This window comes from Bacillus infantis, assembly GCF_050107595.1.
GTDB classification, from domain to species: domain Bacteria; phylum Bacillota; class Bacilli; order Bacillales; family Cytobacillaceae; genus Bacillus_AB; species Bacillus_AB infantis_C.
The window spans coordinates 634036-654324 of sequence record NZ_JBNILH010000001.1; the positions used below are offsets into that span (position 1 = coordinate 634036).

20 protein-coding genes, 1 riboswitch and 1 other annotated feature are annotated in these 20289 nt (G+C 45.8%); of the genes, 16 read left to right on the plus strand and 4 right to left on the minus strand.

Annotated elements, in window-relative coordinates; genetic code table 11:
• Positions 1–15: 15 nt before the first annotated feature.
• Together ACQCVH_RS03200 and ACQCVH_RS03205 are read right to left on the minus strand one after the other, a co-directional pair.
• On the minus strand, positions 16–1353 hold the full coding sequence (locus tag ACQCVH_RS03200) for a sodium-dependent transporter (RefSeq protein ID WP_426834399.1): 1338 nt from the start codon (positions 1351–1353) through the stop codon (positions 16–18).
• A gap of 388 nt (positions 1354–1741) precedes the next feature.
• Positions 1742–1962 (minus strand) — a binding site (T-box leader).
• Between the two features lie 948 nt (positions 1963–2910).
• A complete protein-coding gene (locus ACQCVH_RS03205) occupies positions 2911–3420 on the minus strand; it encodes a MerR family transcriptional regulator (RefSeq protein ID WP_426834400.1) in 510 nt (169 codons plus the stop codon).
• 192 nt (positions 3421–3612) lie between these two features.
• On the opposite strand from ACQCVH_RS03205, the gene ACQCVH_RS03210 reads away from it, so the two are divergent.
• Together ACQCVH_RS03210 and ACQCVH_RS03215 are read left to right on the plus strand one after the other, a co-directional pair.
• Positions 3613–4137, plus strand: a complete 525-nt coding sequence (locus ACQCVH_RS03210; protein ID WP_426834401.1) for a type 1 glutamine amidotransferase domain-containing protein — start codon at positions 3613–3615, stop codon at positions 4135–4137.
• A gap of 181 nt (positions 4138–4318) precedes the next feature.
• A riboswitch (FMN riboswitch) is annotated at positions 4319–4457 on the plus strand.
• 170 nt (positions 4458–4627) lie between these two features.
• Positions 4628–5212, plus strand: coding sequence for an ECF transporter S component (locus tag ACQCVH_RS03215; protein WP_426834402.1), 585 nt, complete (start codon positions 4628–4630; stop codon positions 5210–5212).
• Positions 5213–5440: 228 nt separating this feature from the next.
• On the opposite strand, the gene ACQCVH_RS03220 is transcribed toward ACQCVH_RS03215, so the two are convergent.
• Entirely contained in the window at positions 5441–5689 is a 249-nt protein-coding gene (locus ACQCVH_RS03220) for a ferredoxin (protein WP_009794805.1), read from the minus strand.
• 311 nt (positions 5690–6000) lie between these two features.
• Between ACQCVH_RS03220 and ACQCVH_RS03225 the strand changes: the two genes are divergently transcribed.
• The 12 genes from ACQCVH_RS03225 (at position 6001) to ACQCVH_RS03280 (ending at position 17418) form a co-directional block, all read left to right on the plus strand.
• Positions 6001–7065 carry a YpbB family protein gene (locus ACQCVH_RS03225; RefSeq protein WP_426834403.1) on the plus strand — a complete coding sequence of 355 codons (1065 nt, stop codon included), beginning with the start codon at positions 6001–6003 and terminating at the stop codon, positions 7063–7065.
• Positions 7043–8542 (plus strand): RecQ family ATP-dependent DNA helicase, encoded by a 1500-nt coding sequence (locus ACQCVH_RS03230; RefSeq protein ID WP_426834404.1) that lies wholly within the window; start codon positions 7043–7045, stop codon positions 8540–8542. The genes ACQCVH_RS03225 and ACQCVH_RS03230 overlap by 23 nt, the downstream gene beginning before the upstream one ends.
• A 9-nt stretch (positions 8543–8551) precedes the next feature.
• Complete coding sequence (locus ACQCVH_RS03235; RefSeq protein ID WP_426834405.1) at positions 8552–9178, plus strand: CPBP family intramembrane glutamic endopeptidase; 627 nt, start codon at positions 8552–8554, stop codon at positions 9176–9178.
• A complete protein-coding gene (locus ACQCVH_RS03240; RefSeq protein WP_426834406.1) occupies positions 9156–9884 on the plus strand; it encodes a LysM peptidoglycan-binding domain-containing protein in 729 nt (242 codons plus the stop codon). The genes ACQCVH_RS03235 and ACQCVH_RS03240 overlap by 23 nt, the downstream gene beginning before the upstream one ends.
• Positions 9885–10457: 573 nt before the next feature.
• Positions 10458–10916, plus strand: a complete 459-nt coding sequence (locus ACQCVH_RS03245) for a YpbF family protein (protein WP_426834407.1) — start codon at positions 10458–10460, stop codon at positions 10914–10916.
• A gap of 120 nt (positions 10917–11036) precedes the next feature.
• Entirely contained in the window at positions 11037–11669 is a 633-nt protein-coding gene (locus ACQCVH_RS03250; protein WP_426834408.1) for a CBS domain-containing protein, read from the plus strand.
• 111 nt (positions 11670–11780) lie between these two features.
• Positions 11781–12104, plus strand: a complete 324-nt coding sequence (locus ACQCVH_RS03255) for a hypothetical protein (protein WP_426834409.1) — start codon at positions 11781–11783, stop codon at positions 12102–12104.
• A gap of 28 nt (positions 12105–12132) precedes the next feature.
• Positions 12133–12915 carry a metallophosphoesterase gene (locus ACQCVH_RS03260; RefSeq protein ID WP_426834410.1) on the plus strand — a complete coding sequence of 261 codons (783 nt, stop codon included), beginning with the start codon at positions 12133–12135 and terminating at the stop codon, positions 12913–12915.
• A gap of 100 nt (positions 12916–13015) precedes the next feature.
• Positions 13016–13921 (plus strand): MerR family transcriptional regulator, encoded by a 906-nt coding sequence (locus ACQCVH_RS03265; protein ID WP_426834411.1) that lies wholly within the window; start codon positions 13016–13018, stop codon positions 13919–13921.
• 137 nt (positions 13922–14058) lie between these two features.
• Positions 14059–14643 carry a genetic competence negative regulator gene (locus ACQCVH_RS03270; protein WP_426834412.1) on the plus strand — a complete coding sequence of 195 codons (585 nt, stop codon included), beginning with the start codon at positions 14059–14061 and terminating at the stop codon, positions 14641–14643.
• A gap of 369 nt (positions 14644–15012) precedes the next feature.
• A complete protein-coding gene (locus ACQCVH_RS03275; RefSeq protein ID WP_426834413.1) occupies positions 15013–16290 on the plus strand; it encodes a Glu/Leu/Phe/Val family dehydrogenase in 1278 nt (425 codons plus the stop codon).
• Between the two features lie 153 nt (positions 16291–16443).
• On the plus strand, positions 16444–17418 hold the full coding sequence (locus ACQCVH_RS03280) for a YpdA family putative bacillithiol disulfide reductase (RefSeq protein ID WP_426834414.1): 975 nt from the start codon (positions 16444–16446) through the stop codon (positions 17416–17418).
• Positions 17419–17454: 36 nt separating this feature from the next.
• On the opposite strand, the gene ACQCVH_RS03285 is transcribed toward ACQCVH_RS03280, so the two are convergent.
• Complete coding sequence (locus tag ACQCVH_RS03285; protein ID WP_426834415.1) at positions 17455–18432, minus strand: asparaginase; 978 nt, start codon at positions 18430–18432, stop codon at positions 17455–17457.
• A gap of 162 nt (positions 18433–18594) precedes the next feature.
• Between ACQCVH_RS03285 and prsW the strand changes: the two genes are divergently transcribed.
• Both prsW and sleB read left to right on the plus strand, forming a co-directional pair.
• On the plus strand, positions 18595–19284 hold the full coding sequence (gene prsW, locus ACQCVH_RS03290) for a glutamic-type intramembrane protease PrsW (protein ID WP_426834416.1): 690 nt from the start codon (positions 18595–18597) through the stop codon (positions 19282–19284).
• 141 nt (positions 19285–19425) lie between these two features.
• Positions 19426–20289, plus strand: a complete 864-nt coding sequence (gene sleB / locus ACQCVH_RS03295) for a spore cortex-lytic enzyme (RefSeq protein ID WP_426834417.1) — start codon at positions 19426–19428, stop codon at positions 20287–20289.

Here is a 20289-nt window from a genome sequence, read left to right on the forward strand (position 1 = left end):
ACCCTGGCATCCAATTTAAAATTTTATAATTCCTGTCCCGTTCAGGAAGACAATGATTATGGCTGCAGGGACTGCGTATTTCAGCAGAAGCAGCCAGAGAGCAAACAGCCTTCGGGCCATGCCGGATCCGGCATGCAATTCATTGACCAGTGTATTCCTGTCCATACGCCAGGGAACAAAAATGGTAATGAATAAGGCACCCAGAGGCAGGAGGATATTAGAGACAAGATAGTCGGCTGAATCAAAGAAGGTTTTGCCGAAGATCAGGATGTCATTCCATACGCCAAAAGACAGGGCGGAAGGGATGCCGGCTGCAAAAATAAGCAGGCCGAACAGGAAGCTTGCCTTTGTTCTGCCAGCCTTTTTGCCAGCAGCCGCCACATTGATCTCCAGCATGGAGATAGCTGAAGTCAAAGCAGCAAAAAAGAACAGCAGAAGGAAGAGAATAAAAAAGAGCTCCCCGAACGCAATTTTGCTGAAAATGGCCGGAAGTACGATGAACAGAAGGCCCGGGCCTTCTTCTGGCTCCATGCCGAAAGAGAAAATGGCAGGGAAAATCGCCAGTCCTGCTAGAAGCGCGATAAGCAGCGTCAGCCCTGTGATTGAGAAAGCAGCTTTCGTGATATTTTCCTTCTTGGATAAATAGGAACTGTATGTCACCATTACGGACACGCCTACAGACAGCGAGAAAAAGGACTGCCCCAAGGCATATAAAAACACATCAGGCGTCATCTTGCCAAAGTCTGGCTGCAAAAAGAATTTGACTCCTTCGATGGCATGATCAAAACTCAATGACCGTGCAATCAAAGCCAGAAACATGATGAATAATGCCGGCATAAAATATTTGTTGACCTTTTCAAGGCCGCCCTGCACCCCCCGGCTGACAATCAGAACCGAAAGCAGGATGAAAACCAGTTGGGCACCTGCTGCAAGCATCGGGTCGGAAATAGCTTCGCCAAAGACAGCTTCAAAGTTCAGCCCCTCGGTCCACAGCTTTCCGGAAAGGGCATACCAGAGATAAATAAGGATCCACCCGCCAATGACACTATAAAAAGATAAGAGCAGGAAGCAGGCGGCAACGCCCATTCTGCCGACCCATGGCCATAGTGAACCTGGAGCAATCGTTTTATAGGCAGCAACGGCCTCTTTTTGGGTGCTTCTGCCGATCACGAACTCGGCCAGCAGGATGGGCAGGCCAATGAATAAAGTGAACAGAATAAAAACAAGGAAAAATGCGCCACCTCCGCCGATCCCTGTCATATACGGGAACTTCCAGATGGCGCCAAGGCCGATTGCGGAGCCGGCGGCAGATAAGATAAACCCGATTTTTGTCCCCCATTTTTGTTTTTCCATAGTATCACTCTCCTAAAGACATTATTTCAGCGGGCATTGAAAGAACAAAAGCGCAAGCGCCTTGAACACTTAAGGAACGCAGACTAAGAAAGCCACGTCCTGTGGCAGCGTCTGCATGACCAGCTTCCTGGGGGGCCTCAAGACCAGCCTTCCGGAAAGGGGTTATTTGCCCTTTTGGGAGGTTTGGCTTGTGACCCGGCGCAGCTGCTGGACGTTGATCAAGAATTGAATTGATAAGATAAGTATCCACAAGACTTACAATTTTATAAATTCCTAAGCAACAAATAAAAATCCCTGCATGAACTTCATGCAGGGACGAAAAAATCCGCGGTACCACCCTCATTGTGAAGAATCCAGGCACAGAAAATAAAAAACGCCCCTGCTTAACAGCAGGGACGATTATATCGCGGTACCACCCATTTTTGTGAAAACATCTTCACCACTTTGTTTGATAACGGTATACACTACCGTTTTCCGCTTTCTTATCCAAGAGTTCACGGAAAATGCTCCAAGGGGAAATTCATGCCATTTCTTTGTACCGGTTTTCACCTGCCACCGGCTCTCTACAACAGGGAGAAATACATTACTATACCTTTTCAATGCCCAATATTTTTTTACAATATTATCACAGGTTAGGAGAAATAAAAAGTGTTTTTTAAAAGAAATGCGGATGGCGCTTGCTCAGGGCCGACAAGCATAAGACACACAAGAATAAAAGGCGCTCTTTGCCTTTAATTCTTGTGTGGCTTATGACTCGAGGCACTAGGATTTGGAGCTGGATATTTAGAAAAGCAGATTGGCGCTTACCAGGTGCATGATTAAAGCGAAGCGAAGGGAGTGGGTGATTCATGTATCCCAATATTCAAATGGGGTACATGACTGTCCATTTTGGGAGTGGTGACGTATCTCAGGAATCCGATGAAGTACATGACTGCTCATTTTTGGGGGTGGTCATGTATCCCAGGAGCTTGATGAAGTACATGACTGCCCATTTTTGGAGGTGGTCATGTATCCCAGAAGCTTGATGCAGTACATGACTGTCCATTTTGTGTAGTGGTCATGTATCCCAGAAGCCCGATGGAGTACATGACTGCCCAATTTGTGTAGTGGTCATGTATCTCAAGAGCCCGATGGAGTACATGACTGTCCATTTTGTGTAGTGGTCATGTATCTCAGGAGCCCGATGGAGTACATGACTGCTCATTTTTGGTGGTAGTCATGTATCTCAGGAGCCCGATGGAGTACATGACTGTCCATTTTGTGTAGTGGTCATGTATCTCAGGAGCCCGATGGAGTACATGACTGCTCATTTTTGGTGGTAGTCATGTATCCCAGGAGTCTGATGGAGTACATGACTGTCATTTTTCAGGGGAGTCATACATACAAAGGTCCGGCAGATTCCTGATTCCATACTTAAAGCACATAAAAGAAGCGCCTTGTTCTCTGACAATACCGGCAAGACCCGAGACCTGGACTTCAAGAAGGCTTCAGCAGCCGCAGCTTTACAAGCGAAGTCTGCCGCTTTGAAACTAAAAAAAGCACTGCCCTATGGCGTGCTCAAAAACCGAAAAGCAGGCTGATTATATTCTTTTTCCTCCAGCTTCTTTTGATGGAAGGATGATCAAAAACAGGGGGCTGATCAGAAGCGGCAGTTTGTGGTGATGCTTCGAGCTGAGCTATCTTTTCAGCCATCTGGAGCAGCTGAGTCTTCAGATCTTCAATTTCGCGGCGGTGCTGGAGCAGCTGGTAGGAAACAACGTCATCAGCCTTGGAATCAAGCCGGGAGTCCAGCTGGCTGACCTTATCTGCCAATTCCTTTATTTGAACAGAGTGATCCTCATTCTGCTGCCTCACTTCCGGTGATTTTTGGATCGAAAGCTTTACTTCATGAACAAGGGCGCCGTTCTGGATTTGGGATTGTATATCTTTCAGGATTTCTAATTGATCTTCCTCAAAATAATAGTGGCCAAGTTCATTCCTTCCGACTTCAAGACCGAACTGTTTAACCCAGCGCTGGATCGTGCTTGGCGATACTCCCAAAGAGCTGGCAGCCTTATTTGTATTCATTTTCATCACTCCTTTTTCTTACAAATACCGCAAATAGGAAGAGATTCCTCCCCTCATGACAAAACAAGTTGGGATTCGGCAAAAAAAGCCAGGAAAAGCCTGAATTTGCCCGGGGGACCAGGGCAGGAGGGGAGACATGCAGGCAGATAAGGGTTAGAATGGCTGTAACCATGTAAAAAGGAGTGCTTATTTATGAGATTGGAAGGCAAAAAAATTATCAGCCTGGTACACCACGAGTTTGAAGACCTTGAGCTATGGTATCCCATTCTGCGGCTTCGGGAAGAAGGCGCAGTTGTAGATCTGGCAGGTGAAACAGCAAATGAAACGTATCTCGGGAAGTACGGGGTCCAGGCTAAATCTGATTATGCCTATTCAGAGATTTCCGCTGACGGCTATGATGCCATCCTGGTGCCGGGCGGATGGGCCCCGGATAAAATCAGGAGGTTTCCGGAAGTTATTTCACTCATCAGGGAAATGGATAAAGCGAAGAAGCCGATCGGACAGATATGCCATGCAGGATGGGTGCTTATATCTGCAAAGATCCTTGAAGGCCGCACGGTTACCAGCACCCCGGGGATCAAGGATGACATGGAGAACGCGGGGGCAATCTGGGTTGATGAGCCTGCTGTAACGGATGGCCATATTGTATCAAGCAGGAGGCCGCCTGACCTTCCTGATTATATGCGGGAATTTATTCGGGCTCTCGAGAAGAAGTAGTTTAGTGCAAATCGGTTCAGCACAGTCCATGTCCATGGTGCCGGGAAGGTCCTTGTGCTGACGTGCTGATTGGGAACTTAGAGGCTCCTGCAAAAAGTTAGAGCATTATTCTTCACAAGAAGGTTTTTTTTCAGTATAATAAATTCAGAATTCCCATTAGGGGTTCAAAAAATTTAATACGGTCTATCTTCGGGGCAGGGTGAAATTCCCGACCGGCGGTGATGAGGCAAGTCAGCTCTAAGCCCGCGAGCCTGTTTTATTGGGCAGGATTTGGTGAGATTCCAAAGCCGACAGTACAGTCTGGATGGGAGAAGATGGAGGTTCTGCAAACGTTCAAAAGATGCAGGATTTGAACGTTTATTAAGCTTGCCTTTGTATATTCTCCCTCAAGCAGTTTGCTTGGGGGATTATTAATTCAATGGCATTAGCTTTTTTTGCCGAACCTTTCTTCTTTAGGTGAGATGGATCCTAAAAAGGAGAGAGGAACAACATGAAGAAATTTTCAATTAAAGCTTTGGTTTCAATTGCAATGCTGAGCAGCATATCATACGTACTGATGCTGTTGAATTTCCCAATACCGCCGTTTCCGAAATTCTTAATGATTGACTTCAGTGACATACCTGCATTGATTGCTGCGTTGATCTTTGGTCCGGCTGCAGGGATACTTGTTGAATTATTTAAAAACGTACTTGATTATTTTATGACTGGAAGCGCCACCGGCGTACCGGTAGGGCATCTGGCAAACTTTGCTGCCGGAATCCTCTTCGTACTTCCAACCTATTATATTTACAATAAACTGAGAACAAATAAAGGCATGACAGCTGCTCTGGTCATTTCCACTTTAATCATGGCAGTGCTGATGAGCATCCTGAATTATTTCATCATTCTGCCTGCCTATACGCTGTTCCTGAACATGCCTGCCATGTCAGCGCCTGAAACGCGCACAATGGTTGTAACAGCCATTCTGCCGTTCAACATCGTAAAAGGCCTGATCATCACCGGGATTTTCATGCTTCTGTTTGCCAAAATGAATCCATGGATTAATAAGCAGTCTGCATACCGCAGTGCTGCATAAATAAAAAAACTGCAGCCTGCACTGCAGTTTTTTTTGTGAAAATTTAAAGTCAGCAAGAGGAAGAGCAAAAAGCGACTGAACCTAAGGAATGCTGACAGAGAACGCACGGCCCTTAGGATTCAGCAGCAAGGCCCAAAGCCTTTATTCGGGTGCATCAGCCGCAAGAGTGAAAATGTATCACAAGACATAGAAAAACAGCCTCGAAGGGAGGCTGTTTTTCAGTGTATGCTATTCAAATTTAAGGGCGTCGCCCTCAAACGGCTCATCCGCAACTTTAATAGAATCAGTCGGGCAGCCTTCAAAGGCATCCATCATATCGTCTATTAATACATCAGGAATTTCAACGATGCCTTCGTTTTCATCAAGTGTAACGAATGCAATGCCTTCATCATCATAATCATAAATATCTGGAGCTGCAGCTCCGCATGCGCCGCATGCAATACATGTTTCTTTGTCAACAATTGTATACTTTGCCATGTAAAAACCTCCCAATCAATTAACCGAAATAGTCGCGGTTTCCGCTTTCTGGCGGACGGAAACTCTTTCCTCATACACCTATTGTAAGTGTGCTTTCTTTACTTTTCAATAGAAAATGTATTGAGAATGCTTATCACAAAAGGGTTTGCAACATTTAATACCCTGTGTACATGTTTTAAAACAGCCTGGTTTTTTCTAAACATGTTAAAATAATATAAAGGAACAGTCTGCTTAAAAAATGTAATATATATTGCCGCTTTAAAGTGTTATATTAGCAAAAAGGCTAAAAATATACAAGCAAGGTGAATTTTATGCCTATTAACTATCTGCAAATGATTATTTTATATTGTCTGGACAAGCTGAACGGCGAGAGGACCATCTATTCCATCTATCATCTGCTGAATGGAAAAAAGTCATCGCAGACAATCCAGGATGCCCATTTATTCCAGCTTGGCGCTTTATTTCAGACTTGCCCTTCACTGGAGAGGGATGATCTTGATGAGAAGATAAAGCACCTGGAAAAACAAGGCCTAATTCAACAGAAGGAAGAGCTTCATTACATGGTCACGGACGAGGGAGCTTCAGTCCTTGGTGCCCAGCTGCAGAAGACTCCGGTTCCATCATCATTGAATGGGTGGAGGCTTCATGACAAGTCTGCCCTTTTTTGGGAAAGGCTGTCACTGCTGGTCCAGGTGGTTTCCCAGCTTAACCATAATAATTCACATTATATTCCGATCCAAAGAAGAAGGGCCGCCCATATTTGGCTGAAAAAAGCCCTGCGCGAAGCGAAGATGGATAAAAAGGCCCTCGCTGCCGGACTGTACGGTGAACTGGAGGCTGCACTGGAATCTTACAAAGAGGCCGACCCGTCAATCCTGGTCCTGAAGCTTACAGGTGCCGGCCATATCGGCCTGACATCAGAACAGGCAGCCGAGGCTATGAATTTGGACTTCGATCATTATCGGTTCTGCTTCCTGTCTATCCTTCATTATCTGATTGTTCATATCATGGAAGACCGCAGCAGCTTTCCTGTCCTACGGTTATTATTTACCGGCGAAGAGTCATCCATTCCGCTTACGCAGTCCGCACATAAGACGTATATGATGCTGAAGCAGGGGGTTGGCCTGGAAAAGATCATTCAGGCAAGGGGACTTAAAAGAAGCACAATAGAAGACCATATTGTAGAGCTGGCACTTAATGTAAAGGAGTTCAGCATTGACCCTTATGTAAAGGCCGAAAAGCAGGAGCTTATCAGGAGCGCAGCCATGAATGCCGAGTCACGGCAGCTTAAGCATATCAGGCGGCTGGCAGGCGGTGCGGAGTATTTTGAAATAAGGCTGGTGATGGCCAAGTATGGCGACGGAAATGATGCTTGAAGAAGAGCTCAATAGATATTTCGGCTTCTCATCCTTTAGAAAAGGGCAAAGGGAGGCCATTTCTTCCATCCTGGATGGAAGGCATACACTGGCAATGCTTCCGACGGGTACAGGGAAATCTATCTGCTACCAGCTGCCGGGTTATTTGCTTGAGGGCACTGTTCTCATTGTTTCGCCGCTCCTTTCCTTAATGCAGGACCAGGTAGAACAGATGAAGATGAACGGTGAGAAAAGGGTCGTTGCTCTCAACTCATTTTTAAGCTTTGAGGAAAAACGCTGGGCTTTTGACAGCCTTCAGAGCTTTAAATATATTTTTATTTCCCCAGAAATGCTTACTGCAGCTTCTGTGCTTAATTTGATCAAGAAGCTGAGGATTGCTTTATTTGTAGTAGATGAAGCCCATTGCATTTCACAGTGGGGATATGACTTCAGACCGGATTATCTTCGCCTAGGCGATATTAGAAAACAGCTTGGAAATCCGCTGACGCTGGCGCTGACAGCTACCGCAACACCCGAGACAGTCAGGGACATCATTGCCCGGCTTGAGGTGGAAAACTGCGAGCAGGTTATTTCTTCTGTGGACAGGCCGAATATCAGCCTGACTGTCGAGAAGCACAGCAGCTACCAGGCAAAGGCATCAAGGCTGAGAGAACTTGTTCGGCTATTCAGCGGACCGGGGATCATTTATTTTTCCAGCAAGAAAATGGCCGAGCAGGCAGCTCTGTCTCTGAAAGAGAAAGGCTCAAAAAAGGTGATGGCCTACCATGGCGGGATGGATCAGGAAAGCCGTATCCTGATCCAGCAGCAATTTGTGAATGGCCAGATTGATATCGTTTGCGCCACAAGTGCTTTCGGCATGGGGATCAACAAAAGCGATATCCGTTTTGTCGTCCACTTCCATATGCCTCTCCAGCTGGAGTCCTATTTGCAGGAGATCGGCCGGGCCGGGAGAGATGGCAAGGCAAGTGCAGCCGTCCTTCTTTGGGCGCCGGGTGATGAGCAGCTGCCCCTGCAGCTTGCTGAAGCTGAGCTTCCGTCTGAACATCAGGTTGATTACGTTTTTTCTCTGCTTAAAGCTCAGGGAATTGGCGCTTCAGAGCTGGCAAAGAATGAAAGTGAAATCCGCCTGCCTGCAGGGCTGACTGATATTCAGTGGCGGGTGCTGACCGAGCTGGCTGACAGACTGGGGGGTGAGGAGGCAGACAATCTTCCGGTCAGGATCAATGAGTTTCTCCGCAGAAGGGTTCGTATCAAAAACGGGCAAATTGCGGAAGTGGGACGCTGGATTCACTCCAAATCATGCCGGAGGGAAAAAATCATAGAATATTTTCAGGAAGGCAAAAAGCCTGAAACTATTTCCTGCTGTGATATATGCGGTCTGGATCTGGAAAAATATTTTGGACAGGCAGAGGAGCCTGCCGGACAGGCCAGGCCTGGCTGGAAAGAACTCCTTTCCGGAATGCTAATCAATAAGTGAGCGATCATAATGAAAAAAAAGCATATGGAAATAATCAAGGAATTATCCGATAAAGACCTTTTGTTCCACTTGTATGCAACACAGCTGCTGCTCCTTGTCATATCCGCAATTTTAGGGTTTATATTATTTAATGATTTTTCTTCCTTTTTCGACTTGTTTTTTTGGGAAGATTTAAATATTTTATATATAGGGGCAGGTGCCGGGATTGCGGTTGTTCTGGCAGACCTGCTGTTAATGAAAGTCGTTCCTGCTTCGTATTATGATGATGGCGGACTAAATGAAAGGATATTCCGGAACCGGAACCCTTTGCATATTGCTGTAATTGCAGCTATTGTCGCTTTTTGTGAAGAGCTGCTGTTCAGGGGAATCATTCAGACACATTTCGGGCTGCTGGTTTCAAGCATTATCTTTGCAGTTGTCCATTATCGATATTTATTTAATTGGTTCCTGTTTATCAATATTACTGTGTTGAGCTTTTTAATCGGGATCATTTATTTAAAGACAGGCAACCTTGCTGTCACGGTCGCTATGCATTTTCTGATTGATTTTTTACTGGGCATCTCCATCAGATATCGGAAGCAGGACAATATAGAGGAAACAGGAAGGGATTTGGATGAACAGAGAGGACCCTTATAGAGACCAGGCTGAACGCCTGCGCAAGAAAATAGACGGCGGCACAGAACAAAAGGACAGGAAAAAAGAAGCACTCCCCCCGAGGAGCAGCCTTCACCATCATAAGAAGAAGAAAAAGACTAAATGGAAGCTGAAATATCCGGTTATGAGCCTGCTGGCCATCTTCTTTATTCTGCTGCCGATTGCGATTTTCAGTATATATACCTCTATTGGCAATGAGCCTGGCGGGGAAGCTGCAGAAGCAAGCAAAACGAGCTATGAGACGGTCGACTTTGGCGAGACAGCTGATGAACCGGAGGCATCAGAGGAGCAGAAAGCAGAAGAAGAGAAAAAAGCTTCAGCTGGCGAAGAGCAGGCAAAAGAAAAATCAAATAAAGATGCCAACCAAGAAGAAAAACAGGATACAGGCACTTCAGAGCCGGAAAAATCATCTGATGCAGCGGCTGTTGAAACAGGTTCCAAAGAACCGGAAAAAACAGCCGATAAAGAAAAAGCTGCCGGAGAGGCCCAGGCCAAGCCCGCAACTGAACAAAAGGAAACGTCTGGAGGGTTTGTAACGCACACAGTACAGCCAGGCGAAACCATGTTCAGAATTTCAATGAAATACTTCAAGTCACAGGACGGGATAGAAATCATCAGGCAGGCAAACGGGCTGTCCGGCAATGAAATCCACGTGGGACAAGTATTGAAAATACCGCAAAACCAGTAATGCCGGTACCTTTAAGGGCCGGTTTTTTTGTTTTGGGAAGTCCTGGGACCAATCAGGAGAAGTACTGGCGGATTGGCTTGAGGAGGGCGAATTTAATGTTAGGGAAAAGAGAAGCAGAGGGGCTTAGTGAGGAGAACTGGACCCCTCTGTACGGGAAAAAAGCAAACAGAGGGTCTTAGTAAGAAGAACCCGAATCCTCTGTATGGGGAAAAAGAAAAAACGAACCCCAATAGCTTAGCTGTTCCTTATTTAAATAGCCGCCTCCGCATTTCGATTGTCCAGCTCCGGGCGCTAGCCCCTCGAGTCATAAGCCACCCAAGAATTAAAGGCAAAGAACGCCTTTTATTCTTGTGCGTCTTATGCTTGTCGGGGCTGAGCAAGCGCCCTCCGCATTTCGATTGTCCAGCTCCGGGCGCTAGCCCCTCGAGGTCTTAAGCCAAACAGATCAAAAGGTTAAAGAGCAAACCTTTCGCTCTGTTTGTCTTAAGCTTGTCGGGGCTGATCAAGCGCCCTCCGCATTTCATAGGAATATCCCCCCGGCAGGCTCATATACTGTCAGGGGAGGGGGATTGTATGGAAACGTCTATAAAAATGCTGGATGGGCGGACAGATCAGGCAGCGAGGCAGATGCTGCAGAAGGTAGTGGAGCGGAAACGCAAGTTTGATAAATACAAAGCCAGGCACCTGGCAGTAATGTGGGCTGGCGTGTTTGTGTCTTTTTTTTATCTTATCTATTTATATTACACGGTTATGGAACCTTATTCGTATTCGTTTGCAAGCATGTTTTCCGCCTTTGCCTCGAACAGCGCCAATTTATACTTGCTGTTTTTGGCAGGAGGGCTTTACGGGACTATGAATCTCTTTAAGCAAAAGAAGGACAAGGCTGAAAAGGAGTATCATGCACTCCGCTGCGAAATCGTTGACAGAAGCAAGGATCTCTGGAAAAAGGAAGAGGAATGGAAAAACCGTCATATCGTATTCGAAATGATGAAAAAAAACTATGATATTAATCTTTACCATGAAAATAAATAGCTGGGAAGTAATGGACAGCACGAATTGTCCTTAATTAAAAATAAAAACACCCTAAAATAAAGGAATTTGACGGAAAACAGGGAATATATATGGATGTCAGTTACTTTTGGGGGGATGGCCATGTTTGTTAAAAGCGTTATGATTCCTAAACACTCGTGCTATACGATAGGCTGTGAGGAGACGCTGCAAAGTGCTCTTGATCAGTTTGAAAAGCATCAAATCGACGGCCTGCCGGTTCTGGATGGAGAGAAATATGCCGGCATCATTACAAGGTACGGAATTTATGAAAGCTATTTTAATTCCAGTCAGGAAAAAGAGACATATTTAGCAGGGACTAAGGTCAGGGACATCGCGGATCATAAAGAAGTGGTCCTCCGCGGCAATGAGATTTTTGAAAGGCTCCTTCTTGACCTTAAAGACTTCCCTCTGCTTGCAGTTGTGGATGCAGAAGGCAAATTCCTCGGCGCTGTGACCCGCTTCGATGTTATGGTCCAGTTTCAGTCGGCATTCGGAACCAACCGTCCCGGGGTGAGAATCGCGTTTACATCAGTCGAAACGGAGGGAAGGATTGCCCGGCTTTCCGAAATTGCCCGGCATTTTCATGAACATATCATTTCTCTGGTTACATTCGATGAAACAGATAAGCTGGTCCGCAGGATCGTCATGAAAATAGAAAAGAAAGATAATATTGATAAATTCATCAAGAAGCTGGAGGAATCCGGATTCAGGGTTTTGGATATTTATGAAGATTAGATAAGTAAAGCACAAACACTGCCCTCTTTCATACATTGGTGTGGGAGGGATTTTTTTGTGCTTTTCTTTATGATCAGGCTCCTGTCGGGTTTTTCCAGCGGATGCCTATTTATGATTTGGCTGCCTGTTTCGCTTCCTGGTGAACCGGGGGCTGCACTGGCACAGCTGCTTTTAAGCCCAGGGGAATTCCTGGCCGCTGCATTTGCCTTCAGCATCAGCTTTTTGAGCTTTGCCTCATGCCTGAATGCGGTACTGGAAAACGGGAGGCGGCTTGAGGGCAGGGCAGCCTCAGGGTTTGCGGCCGCTTGCGGAATCGGAGCTTTGCTGGTCTGCTTTCTGGCTTTATTCTTTATGGGGTTTTGGAAGGGATTCCTGCTTTTCATTTTTTCCTTTTTATATGGTATTATTTCTATAGACTTTTACCGGAAGCGGTAAAAAGAGATTGTTACTTTGGGGAGCGGGTATGGACATTTATATAATTGCAATCATAATAATCCTCATGATATTTGGGGCCTGCCTCCTTGGCTATATGGTTAGAGAAGCCTTTCAGGACAGGGTCATACATAATGAACTGGAGTTTGAAGATTTCCCGGCAGGGTTTGAAAGCGTCACAATATTCTTCATTTCCGATATCCACCGCCGCAAAGTTTCAGATAAGCTGCTGGAACAGGTCAAAGGGAAAGCTGATTTGGTTCTGATAGGCGGAGATCTGGCTGAAAAAGGAGTGCCCTTCTCCTTAGTGAAGGAGAATATTGAAAAACTAAAAACAGTCGGTCCGGCTTACTTTGTCTGGGGCAATAACGACTATGAGCTTGATCATAGGGAGCTGGACGCGCTCCTGCTGGAAAGCGGTGTTAAAATACTTGATAACACAGCTGTATCTTTCGAAGCGAAAAATGGGGATACAATGACCCTCATGGGTGTGGACGATGTCGGGAAAGGGAGAGACCGGCTGGACCTGGCTCTTCAGGATGCCGGGCCATCAGGTTTCAGGATCCTGGCCTGCCATAATCCTGCCATTATTGGCAAACTTGAGAAAGAACATAGAATCCGTCTGGTATTGAGCGGACATACCCATGGAGGGCAAATACACATTCTAGGTTACAGCCCTTATGAAAAAGGGAAGGTAAAAATAATGGATGCGGCAACTCTGCTCATCAGCAATGGATATGGAACTACTGCGCTTCCTTTGAGGCTCGGTGCCAGAGCGGAGACCCACTTAGTCCGTCTAGGGCGAAAAGGCTGATTTAACAAAGGATGTCCATAGCCTATACAAAGTTTACACACATCCCGAGGATACCTATAATGGATGTATGGAACTGTACGCTGTAAACGGAGGATAATAAATGGCCAATCAAGAAGGAAAATATAACATCAAAGCTGTCTCTAAGATGCTCGGCATCCAGCCTGGCACCTTAAGAGCCTGGGAAAGGCGCTATCAGATGGTCGCACCTAAGCGGAACGAATCAGGCCATCGCCTTTATACAGAAGAACATGTCAAGACGCTGAGATGGCTGCTCAGTAAGATCGACCAGGGATTTACAATCAGCCAGGCAGTATCCCTGCTGGAAAATAATGTCCTTGAATCAGACCCTGAAGAGCCCGCTGATGGAGGGAATCATGCTGAAATCCTGGGGGACAGGCTCCTGGACGCATTATTGCAATTCGATGAATCCAAAGCACATGATCTGATCAATCAGGCATTCAGTTTATATACAATTGATAAGGTTTTGGTTGATATACTGGGCTCTTTATTGGTCAAGATAGGGGACTTATGGGAAAGAGGCGAGATCACCACTGCCCATGAGCATTTTGCTTCTTCTATCCTGCGGTCAAGGATCGGCATCATCCTCCATTCTTTTCCCCATAATTCAATCCTGCCAAAGGCAGTGGCTGTGTGCGGGCCAAACGAGTGGCATGAACTGGGCTTGCTCATTTTCACGCTGTTCCTGAGGAGGAAGGGATTTGAAGTTGTCTATCTTGGTGCCAGCATTGACGAGAAAGATATTGATGTGGTCATTGAAACAGTGAACCCCAAATTCCTGTTCTTTTCCTGTACAATGAAGGAAAATCTTCAAGGCACTCTTGAATTAGCGGAGAAACTGTATTCGGAGCATTCCGGTCTGAGCATCGGGCTCGGAGGTTTTGCAGTAGGGCGGATGCCGCAGGAAAAGAAAGACAAATATGCCTCCTATATTTTAGGGAATAGTAAAAGTGAGTGGGAACATTGGATAAAGGAACAAATGTCCTGAGCTAAAAACGAGCCGGCCTGGACCGGCAGGTAACTCATCTTCTGCTGAAACTGGCTGAATAAATAGTAAGACGACTCACCATCTTTTATAACCTTCATACACTAAACTAAGAGTTGGTCACGGCAGGGGGCATTGTCATGCGCTTGGAAAGGTTAAATTACAATAAAATCAAGATTTTCCTGACTTTAGATGACTTAACAGAACGGGGCCTGACAAAGGAAGATATTTGGAAGGACTCCCTGAAATGGCATCAGCTTTTTCATGAGATGCTCGAAGAAGCCAGTGATGAATTTGGTGTAGACATTCAGGGGTCTGTCGCGGTGGAGATTTTCTCTATGCAGGCTCAGGGCATGGTTATGATTGTGACTATGCAGGAGCAGGAGGATGAAGAAGAAGACTTTCTTCATTCTGAAGGCTTTATTGACATGCAGGTTGTAATAGATGACAACGAAGATCTCCTTTTTGTCTTTAATGATGTGGAGGATGTCATGCAGCTTTCCAGAAGGCTGGCCGGTATGGGATTGAATGGCGGAAGCCTCTATCATATGGAGGGACGCTATTACTTATTGTTCGATGATATCCTGGCAGAAGATGCAGAGAAGCTCGCCAGTATGCTTGCTGAATATGGCAGCACATCTCTTGTCACCCGCTGGAGACTTCTTGAATATGGCAAGGAAGTCATAGCGGATAGCGCAATCGAAACTCTGAGCCGTTATTTCTGAGAGTACTGAGTCGGAATGGCGATGGTTGTTTAAATGGAACCATTTTCCCGGGAGAATACAATAGAAGAAGACAGGTTGGGATTCTTTGATGACAGCCTGTCTTTTTGTGTTTCCATAAACTTTTTTGCTATAGCTTTGAGCCCATTTTTCAGATATCGTAAATAAGGTGTTTTTTTTACGTGAATAAGGGAAAAGTGTTAATGTGAAAATAACTGAAAATTCCCATTATATCAGTGTTGGCAGCGTTTTCAACAAGTAATCAAAAAATGCCGAAAAGTGCATTTTTCTTCTTGCATAAATTAAACAAAGGTGTATACTATGTCATGAATACGGACAAAATGCAAAGTGATTTTTTTAGGAGGTTTACAAATGGTAGCCGAGAACGGTACTGGAAACACAAATAAAGAAGACAAACATGACGTTTTAAAGTCAACTCAAACTGTTATTCATAAGGCTCTCGAAAAGCTTGGATATCCCGAAGAGGTATATGAACTGCTGAAAGAGCCGATCCGCATGATGACAGTTAAAATACCTGTCAGAATGGATGATGGGTCTGTTAAAGTCTTTACTGGCTACCGGGCGCAGCATAATGATGCTGTTGGGCCGACTAAGGGCGGCATCCGCTTCCATCCGGGCGTAACGGAAAAAGAGGTAAAAGCCCTTTCCATATGGATGAGCCTTAAGTGCGGTATCGTCGATTTGCCATATGGCGGCGGAAAAGGCGGGATTGTCTGCGATCCAAGAGATATGTCCTTCCGTGAGCTGGAAAGGCTCAGCCGAGGCTATGTCCGTGCAATCAGCCAGATTGTGGGTCCTACTAAAGATATTCCGGCTCCAGATGTATTTACCAACTCTCAAATCATGGCTTGGATGATGGACGAATACAGCCGAATAGATGAATTCAACTCTCCTGGCTTTATTACAGGAAAACCGCTTGTTCTCGGGGGCTCCCATGGAAGGGAATCTGCAACTGCGAAAGGAGTCACGATCTGCATCAGGGAAGCAGCCAGAAAAAAAGGCATCAACCTGGAGGGAGCGCGAGTCGTTGTACAGGGCTTCGGAAATGCCGGAAGCTTTCTTTCCAAATTCATGCATGATGCCGGTGCAAAGGTTGTGGGCATATCTGATGCCTACGGCGGCCTGCATGATCCCGAGGGGCTTGACATTGACTATCTGCTTGACCGCCGTGACAGTTTTGGGACGGTAACCAAGCTTTTCAATAATACAATCACCAACAAAGAGCTATTGGAACTTGATTGCGATATCCTTGTTCCTGCTGCCATAGAAAATCAAATTACTGAAGAAAATGCTCATAATATCAGGGCAAGCATCGTAGTCGAGGCTGCTAACGGGCCTACTACCCTCGAAGCAACCCAGATACTCACAGAAAGGGGCATCCTGCTCGTGCCGGATGTTCTGGCCTCTGCCGGGGGAGTAACCGTTTCTTACTTCGAATGGGTTCAGAATAACCAGGGCTATTACTGGTCTGAAGAAGAAGTGGAAGAAAAACTTGAAAAGATTATGTGCAAATCGTTCAATAATATTTACGATACGGCCCAGACAAGAAGAGTGGATATGAGGCTTGCTGCATATATGGTTGGCGTCCGCAAAACAGCTGAAGCCTCCAGATTCCGCGGCTGGGTGTAAGAAGAAGCTCATATCATTGAATGTTTCATAAAAATCTCCTATCATAAATTGATGGGAGATTTTTTATTTAACGATGTGAAGGATAAATATTAAGGAAACCCTGCCGGTCTGGCGGGGCAAAAAAGAGAATGCTTAAGTAAGGAGCGCAGACATATGAAATCGGAAGATGCGATTATAATAGGAGGAGGCCCCTGCGGACTTGCAGCAGCCATTGCATTAAAGGAAGCGGGAAAGGAACCGCTTGTTATTGAAAAAGGAAATATCGTCAATGCCATCTATCATTATCCGACCCATCAGACTTTTTTCAGTACGGCTGAAAAACTCGAAATCGGCGGGGTGGCTTTTGTTACTGAAAATTATAAGCCGCAGAGGAACCAGGCTCTTGTTTACTACAGGGAAGTGGCAAAAAGGAAGCAATTGAAAATCCGTGCGTATGAAAAAGTCCTTGGGGTAACGAAGGACCCAGAGGGAAGCTTCATCGTCCAGACAGATAAAGCCATATATACGGCTCCATATGTAATTGTCGCAACAGGCTACTATGATAATCCTAATTATCTTGATATCCCAGGGGAGGACCTTCCAAAGGTTTTTCACTATTTCAAGGAAGCCCACCCATATTTCAACAAAGATGTAGTGGTGATTGGCGGAAAGAACTCAAGTGTGGATGCAGCCATAGAGCTGAACAAAGCGGGCGCCCGGGTAACGGTTTTGTACAGGGGAAGCGAATATTCTCCAAGCATCAAGCCGTGGATCCTGCCTGAATTTGAATCCCTTGCAAGGTCAGGACAGGTGAAGATGGAATTTGAGGCGGAAGTGAAGGAAATTACCGAGAGCGAAGTTATTTATGAAAAAGCCGGCAGACAGACTGCTGTTAAAAATGATTTTGTTTTTGCTATGACAGGCTACCATCCCGATCACACCTTCCTCAAAAAGATGGGGGTCGATATCGACCCGGCTTCAGGACGGCCGCATTTTAGTGAAGAAACGATGGAAACAAATATTAAAGGAATCTTTATAGCTGGCGTAATTGCAGCCGGCAATAATGCAAATGAAATTTTCATTGAAAATGGCCGTTTCCATGGCGGGATCATTGCGGAAGCTATAAAAAATCGTGAATCGGACAGCTGAATATGAAAGGGGCACCGCCAGCGGGTGCCCCTTTTTTTATACTTGGAAAAGCCTTTCAATATGCTCCATTTCATCAGTGAGGGTCAGGGCAATCAACAGTTTCAGGCGAGCTTTCTGACCGTTCAGGCCGTTTGAAAAAATAACTCCAAGCTCTTTCAGCTGTTTGCCGCCGCCCTCATAGCCGTATACGTCCTGGGCAATCCCGTTGAAGCATCTGGACACAAGGACTACGGGTATATTGGCTTCTATCAGGCTTTGGACCCCAATAGCAGCGGCAGGCGGCAAGTTGCCCTGTCCAAGCGCTTCAATTACAACCCCGTCCATCTTCAGGTCTTTAATTGCCATCAGCAATGAGGAATCCATCCCGGCATGCGCTTTTACAATCACAACCTTTTTGGACACATCGGATATCTGGTAGCTTTCCTTGGTGAGTGGCGAGTGGTGGAAGAGCACCCCCCTTTTAGTGACGATCCCGATCGGTCCATATTGGGGACTTTGGAAAGTTGAGACATTGCTGGTATGGGTTTTAGTGCAATTCTCCGCTGTGTGGATCTCATCATTCAGAACAACCAGGACCCCTTTATTCATTGCTTCGCTGCTTACAGCCACCCGCAGCGAGGCAATCAGATTATACAGGCCGTCCGATCCTATCTCATTGCTTGACCGCATGGCACCCGTAACAATCACAGGGATCGGCGCCTGGAGGGTAAGGTCAAGGAAATAAGCAGTTTCCTCGAGTGTATCAGTTCCATGGGTGATAACTGCTCCGTCTATTTTCCCAAGCTGGTAATGCCTGTCTATCAAATCCCTCAGTACAAGCATTTCAACTGGTGTAATATGGGGGGAAGGCAGATGAAAGGGCTCTTCTACAATGATATCTGCCAGTTCAAACAGCTCATTTGTTTTATCTGTCATAGGATTTTTTTCTGTAGGAACGACGGCACCGGTTGAAGCATCTTCACTCATTGAAATCGTGCCGCCTGTATGGATGATGAGTATTTTTTTCTTTGTCATTTCTATAGCCTCCAGGATGATTTGCAGGAAAAAGGCAGAATCCATGGGAATCCTGTACCGCTGCCTTTTCCCTATAAAATAAGCTTGATCTTTGATTAATCCATTTTCATTATCATAATATCATGATACGATTAAGAAAACAGATTGAAAAGAGGACAGCTCATGCTGGGAATATTATCTGCCGGAATAGCTCCTGGTCTGGCTTTGCTTAGCTACTTTTATTTAAAGGACGAATACGATTCCGAGCCAGTTTCAATGGTGTTCAGGACTTTTCTTTTTGGTGCTCTGCTGGTGTTCCCGATCATGTTCATCCAGTATGTCCTTGAAACCGAGCAGATTGTCCAATCTGATATTGTCAGTGCATTCTTTTCCGCAAGTATGCTCGAGGAATTTTTTAAATGGTTTATTTTATTCTATACAGTTTATCAGCATATAAGCTTTGATGAGCCGTATGATGGCATTGTTTATGGTGCAAGTGTATCCCTGGGCTTTGCCACAGCGGAAAATATTCTCTATTTGATTGCCAATGGGCTGGAATATGCGATTGGCCGTGCCCTGCTGCCGGTATCAAGCCATGCTTTATTCGGTGTCATAATGGGCTACTATATTGGAAAAGGCAAGTTTACGGCTGAATCAAGGAAAAAATGGATCAGCCTCTCACTCTTTTTGCCTTTTATCCTCCATGGAACCTATGATTTTATTCTCGTATCCCAGGAACACTGGAAGTTTATTATGGTTCCCTTCATGATTTTCCTCTGGTGGTATGGCCTCAAAAAGGTCAAGATGGCCAGAGCAATGAGCATGAAACGGATTGACGAGAGCTTTGATTATCAGAAAACCCTTTACCCCTAGGTGAAGGGTTTTTTTGTTGGGATAACGGAACGGAATTCCATATATTTACTATCGTCAAATTGCTCTCATTTGCATAAAAACCCAGCATCTGAAAAAAATAGAGTTAATGTTAATTAGATTATCATCTGGGGGTTGCTAACCATGAAAAACAAATTATTGGTGATTAAGCTGGTTCTGCTTATTCCGCTTTTTGCAGCTGCACTCCCGCTGCTGGGGCCTTCGGAAAAAGCAGATGCTTTTTCAGCCCAGGTCATCCAGCATGGAGCTGTGGGCGATGATGTAATTGAACTTCAGTCAAGGCTTCAGTACCTCGGTTTTTATAACGGGAAAATCGACGGGGTATTTGGATGGGGAACTTACTGGGCCCTCCGTAATTTTCAATACGAATTCGGGCTGCCGATTGATGGGCTGGCAGGCCAGGAAACAAAGGCCAAGCTCGCAAAAGCTTCTAAGTACAATGAACAGTTTGTAAAAGAACAAGTCAACAAAGGCAATAAATTCACCCACTATGGCGGTGTTGATCTGGACAAGCAGAAAAAGCCGTCCGGAGGTGCTGGACAGGGCGGAGGCGGTGGCGGAGGCGGTGGCCAAAGCGCCCCGGCAAAACCTGAAGCCAAGCAGCCTTCTGCTGCCAATATCCCATCTGGGTTCTCGCAGAATGACATCCAGCTGATGGCAAACGCAGTTTATGGAGAAGCAAGGGGAGAGCCTTACACAGGCCAGGTGGCTGTGGCCGCAGTCATCTTGAACCGGGTTCAAAGCGCAACCTTCCCCAACACAGTTTCAGGCGTGATTTTTGAACCGCGTGCTTTTACAGCAGTTGCAGACGGCCAGATATGGCTGACGCCGAATGAAACTGCCAAAGAAGCAGTAATGGACGCTATGAACGGCTGGGACCCAACCGGCAATGCGCTCTATTATTTCAATCCTGATACGGCGACAAGCGGATGGATTTGGACGCGGCCGCAAATCAAAAAGATCGGAAAACATATTTTCTGTGAATAG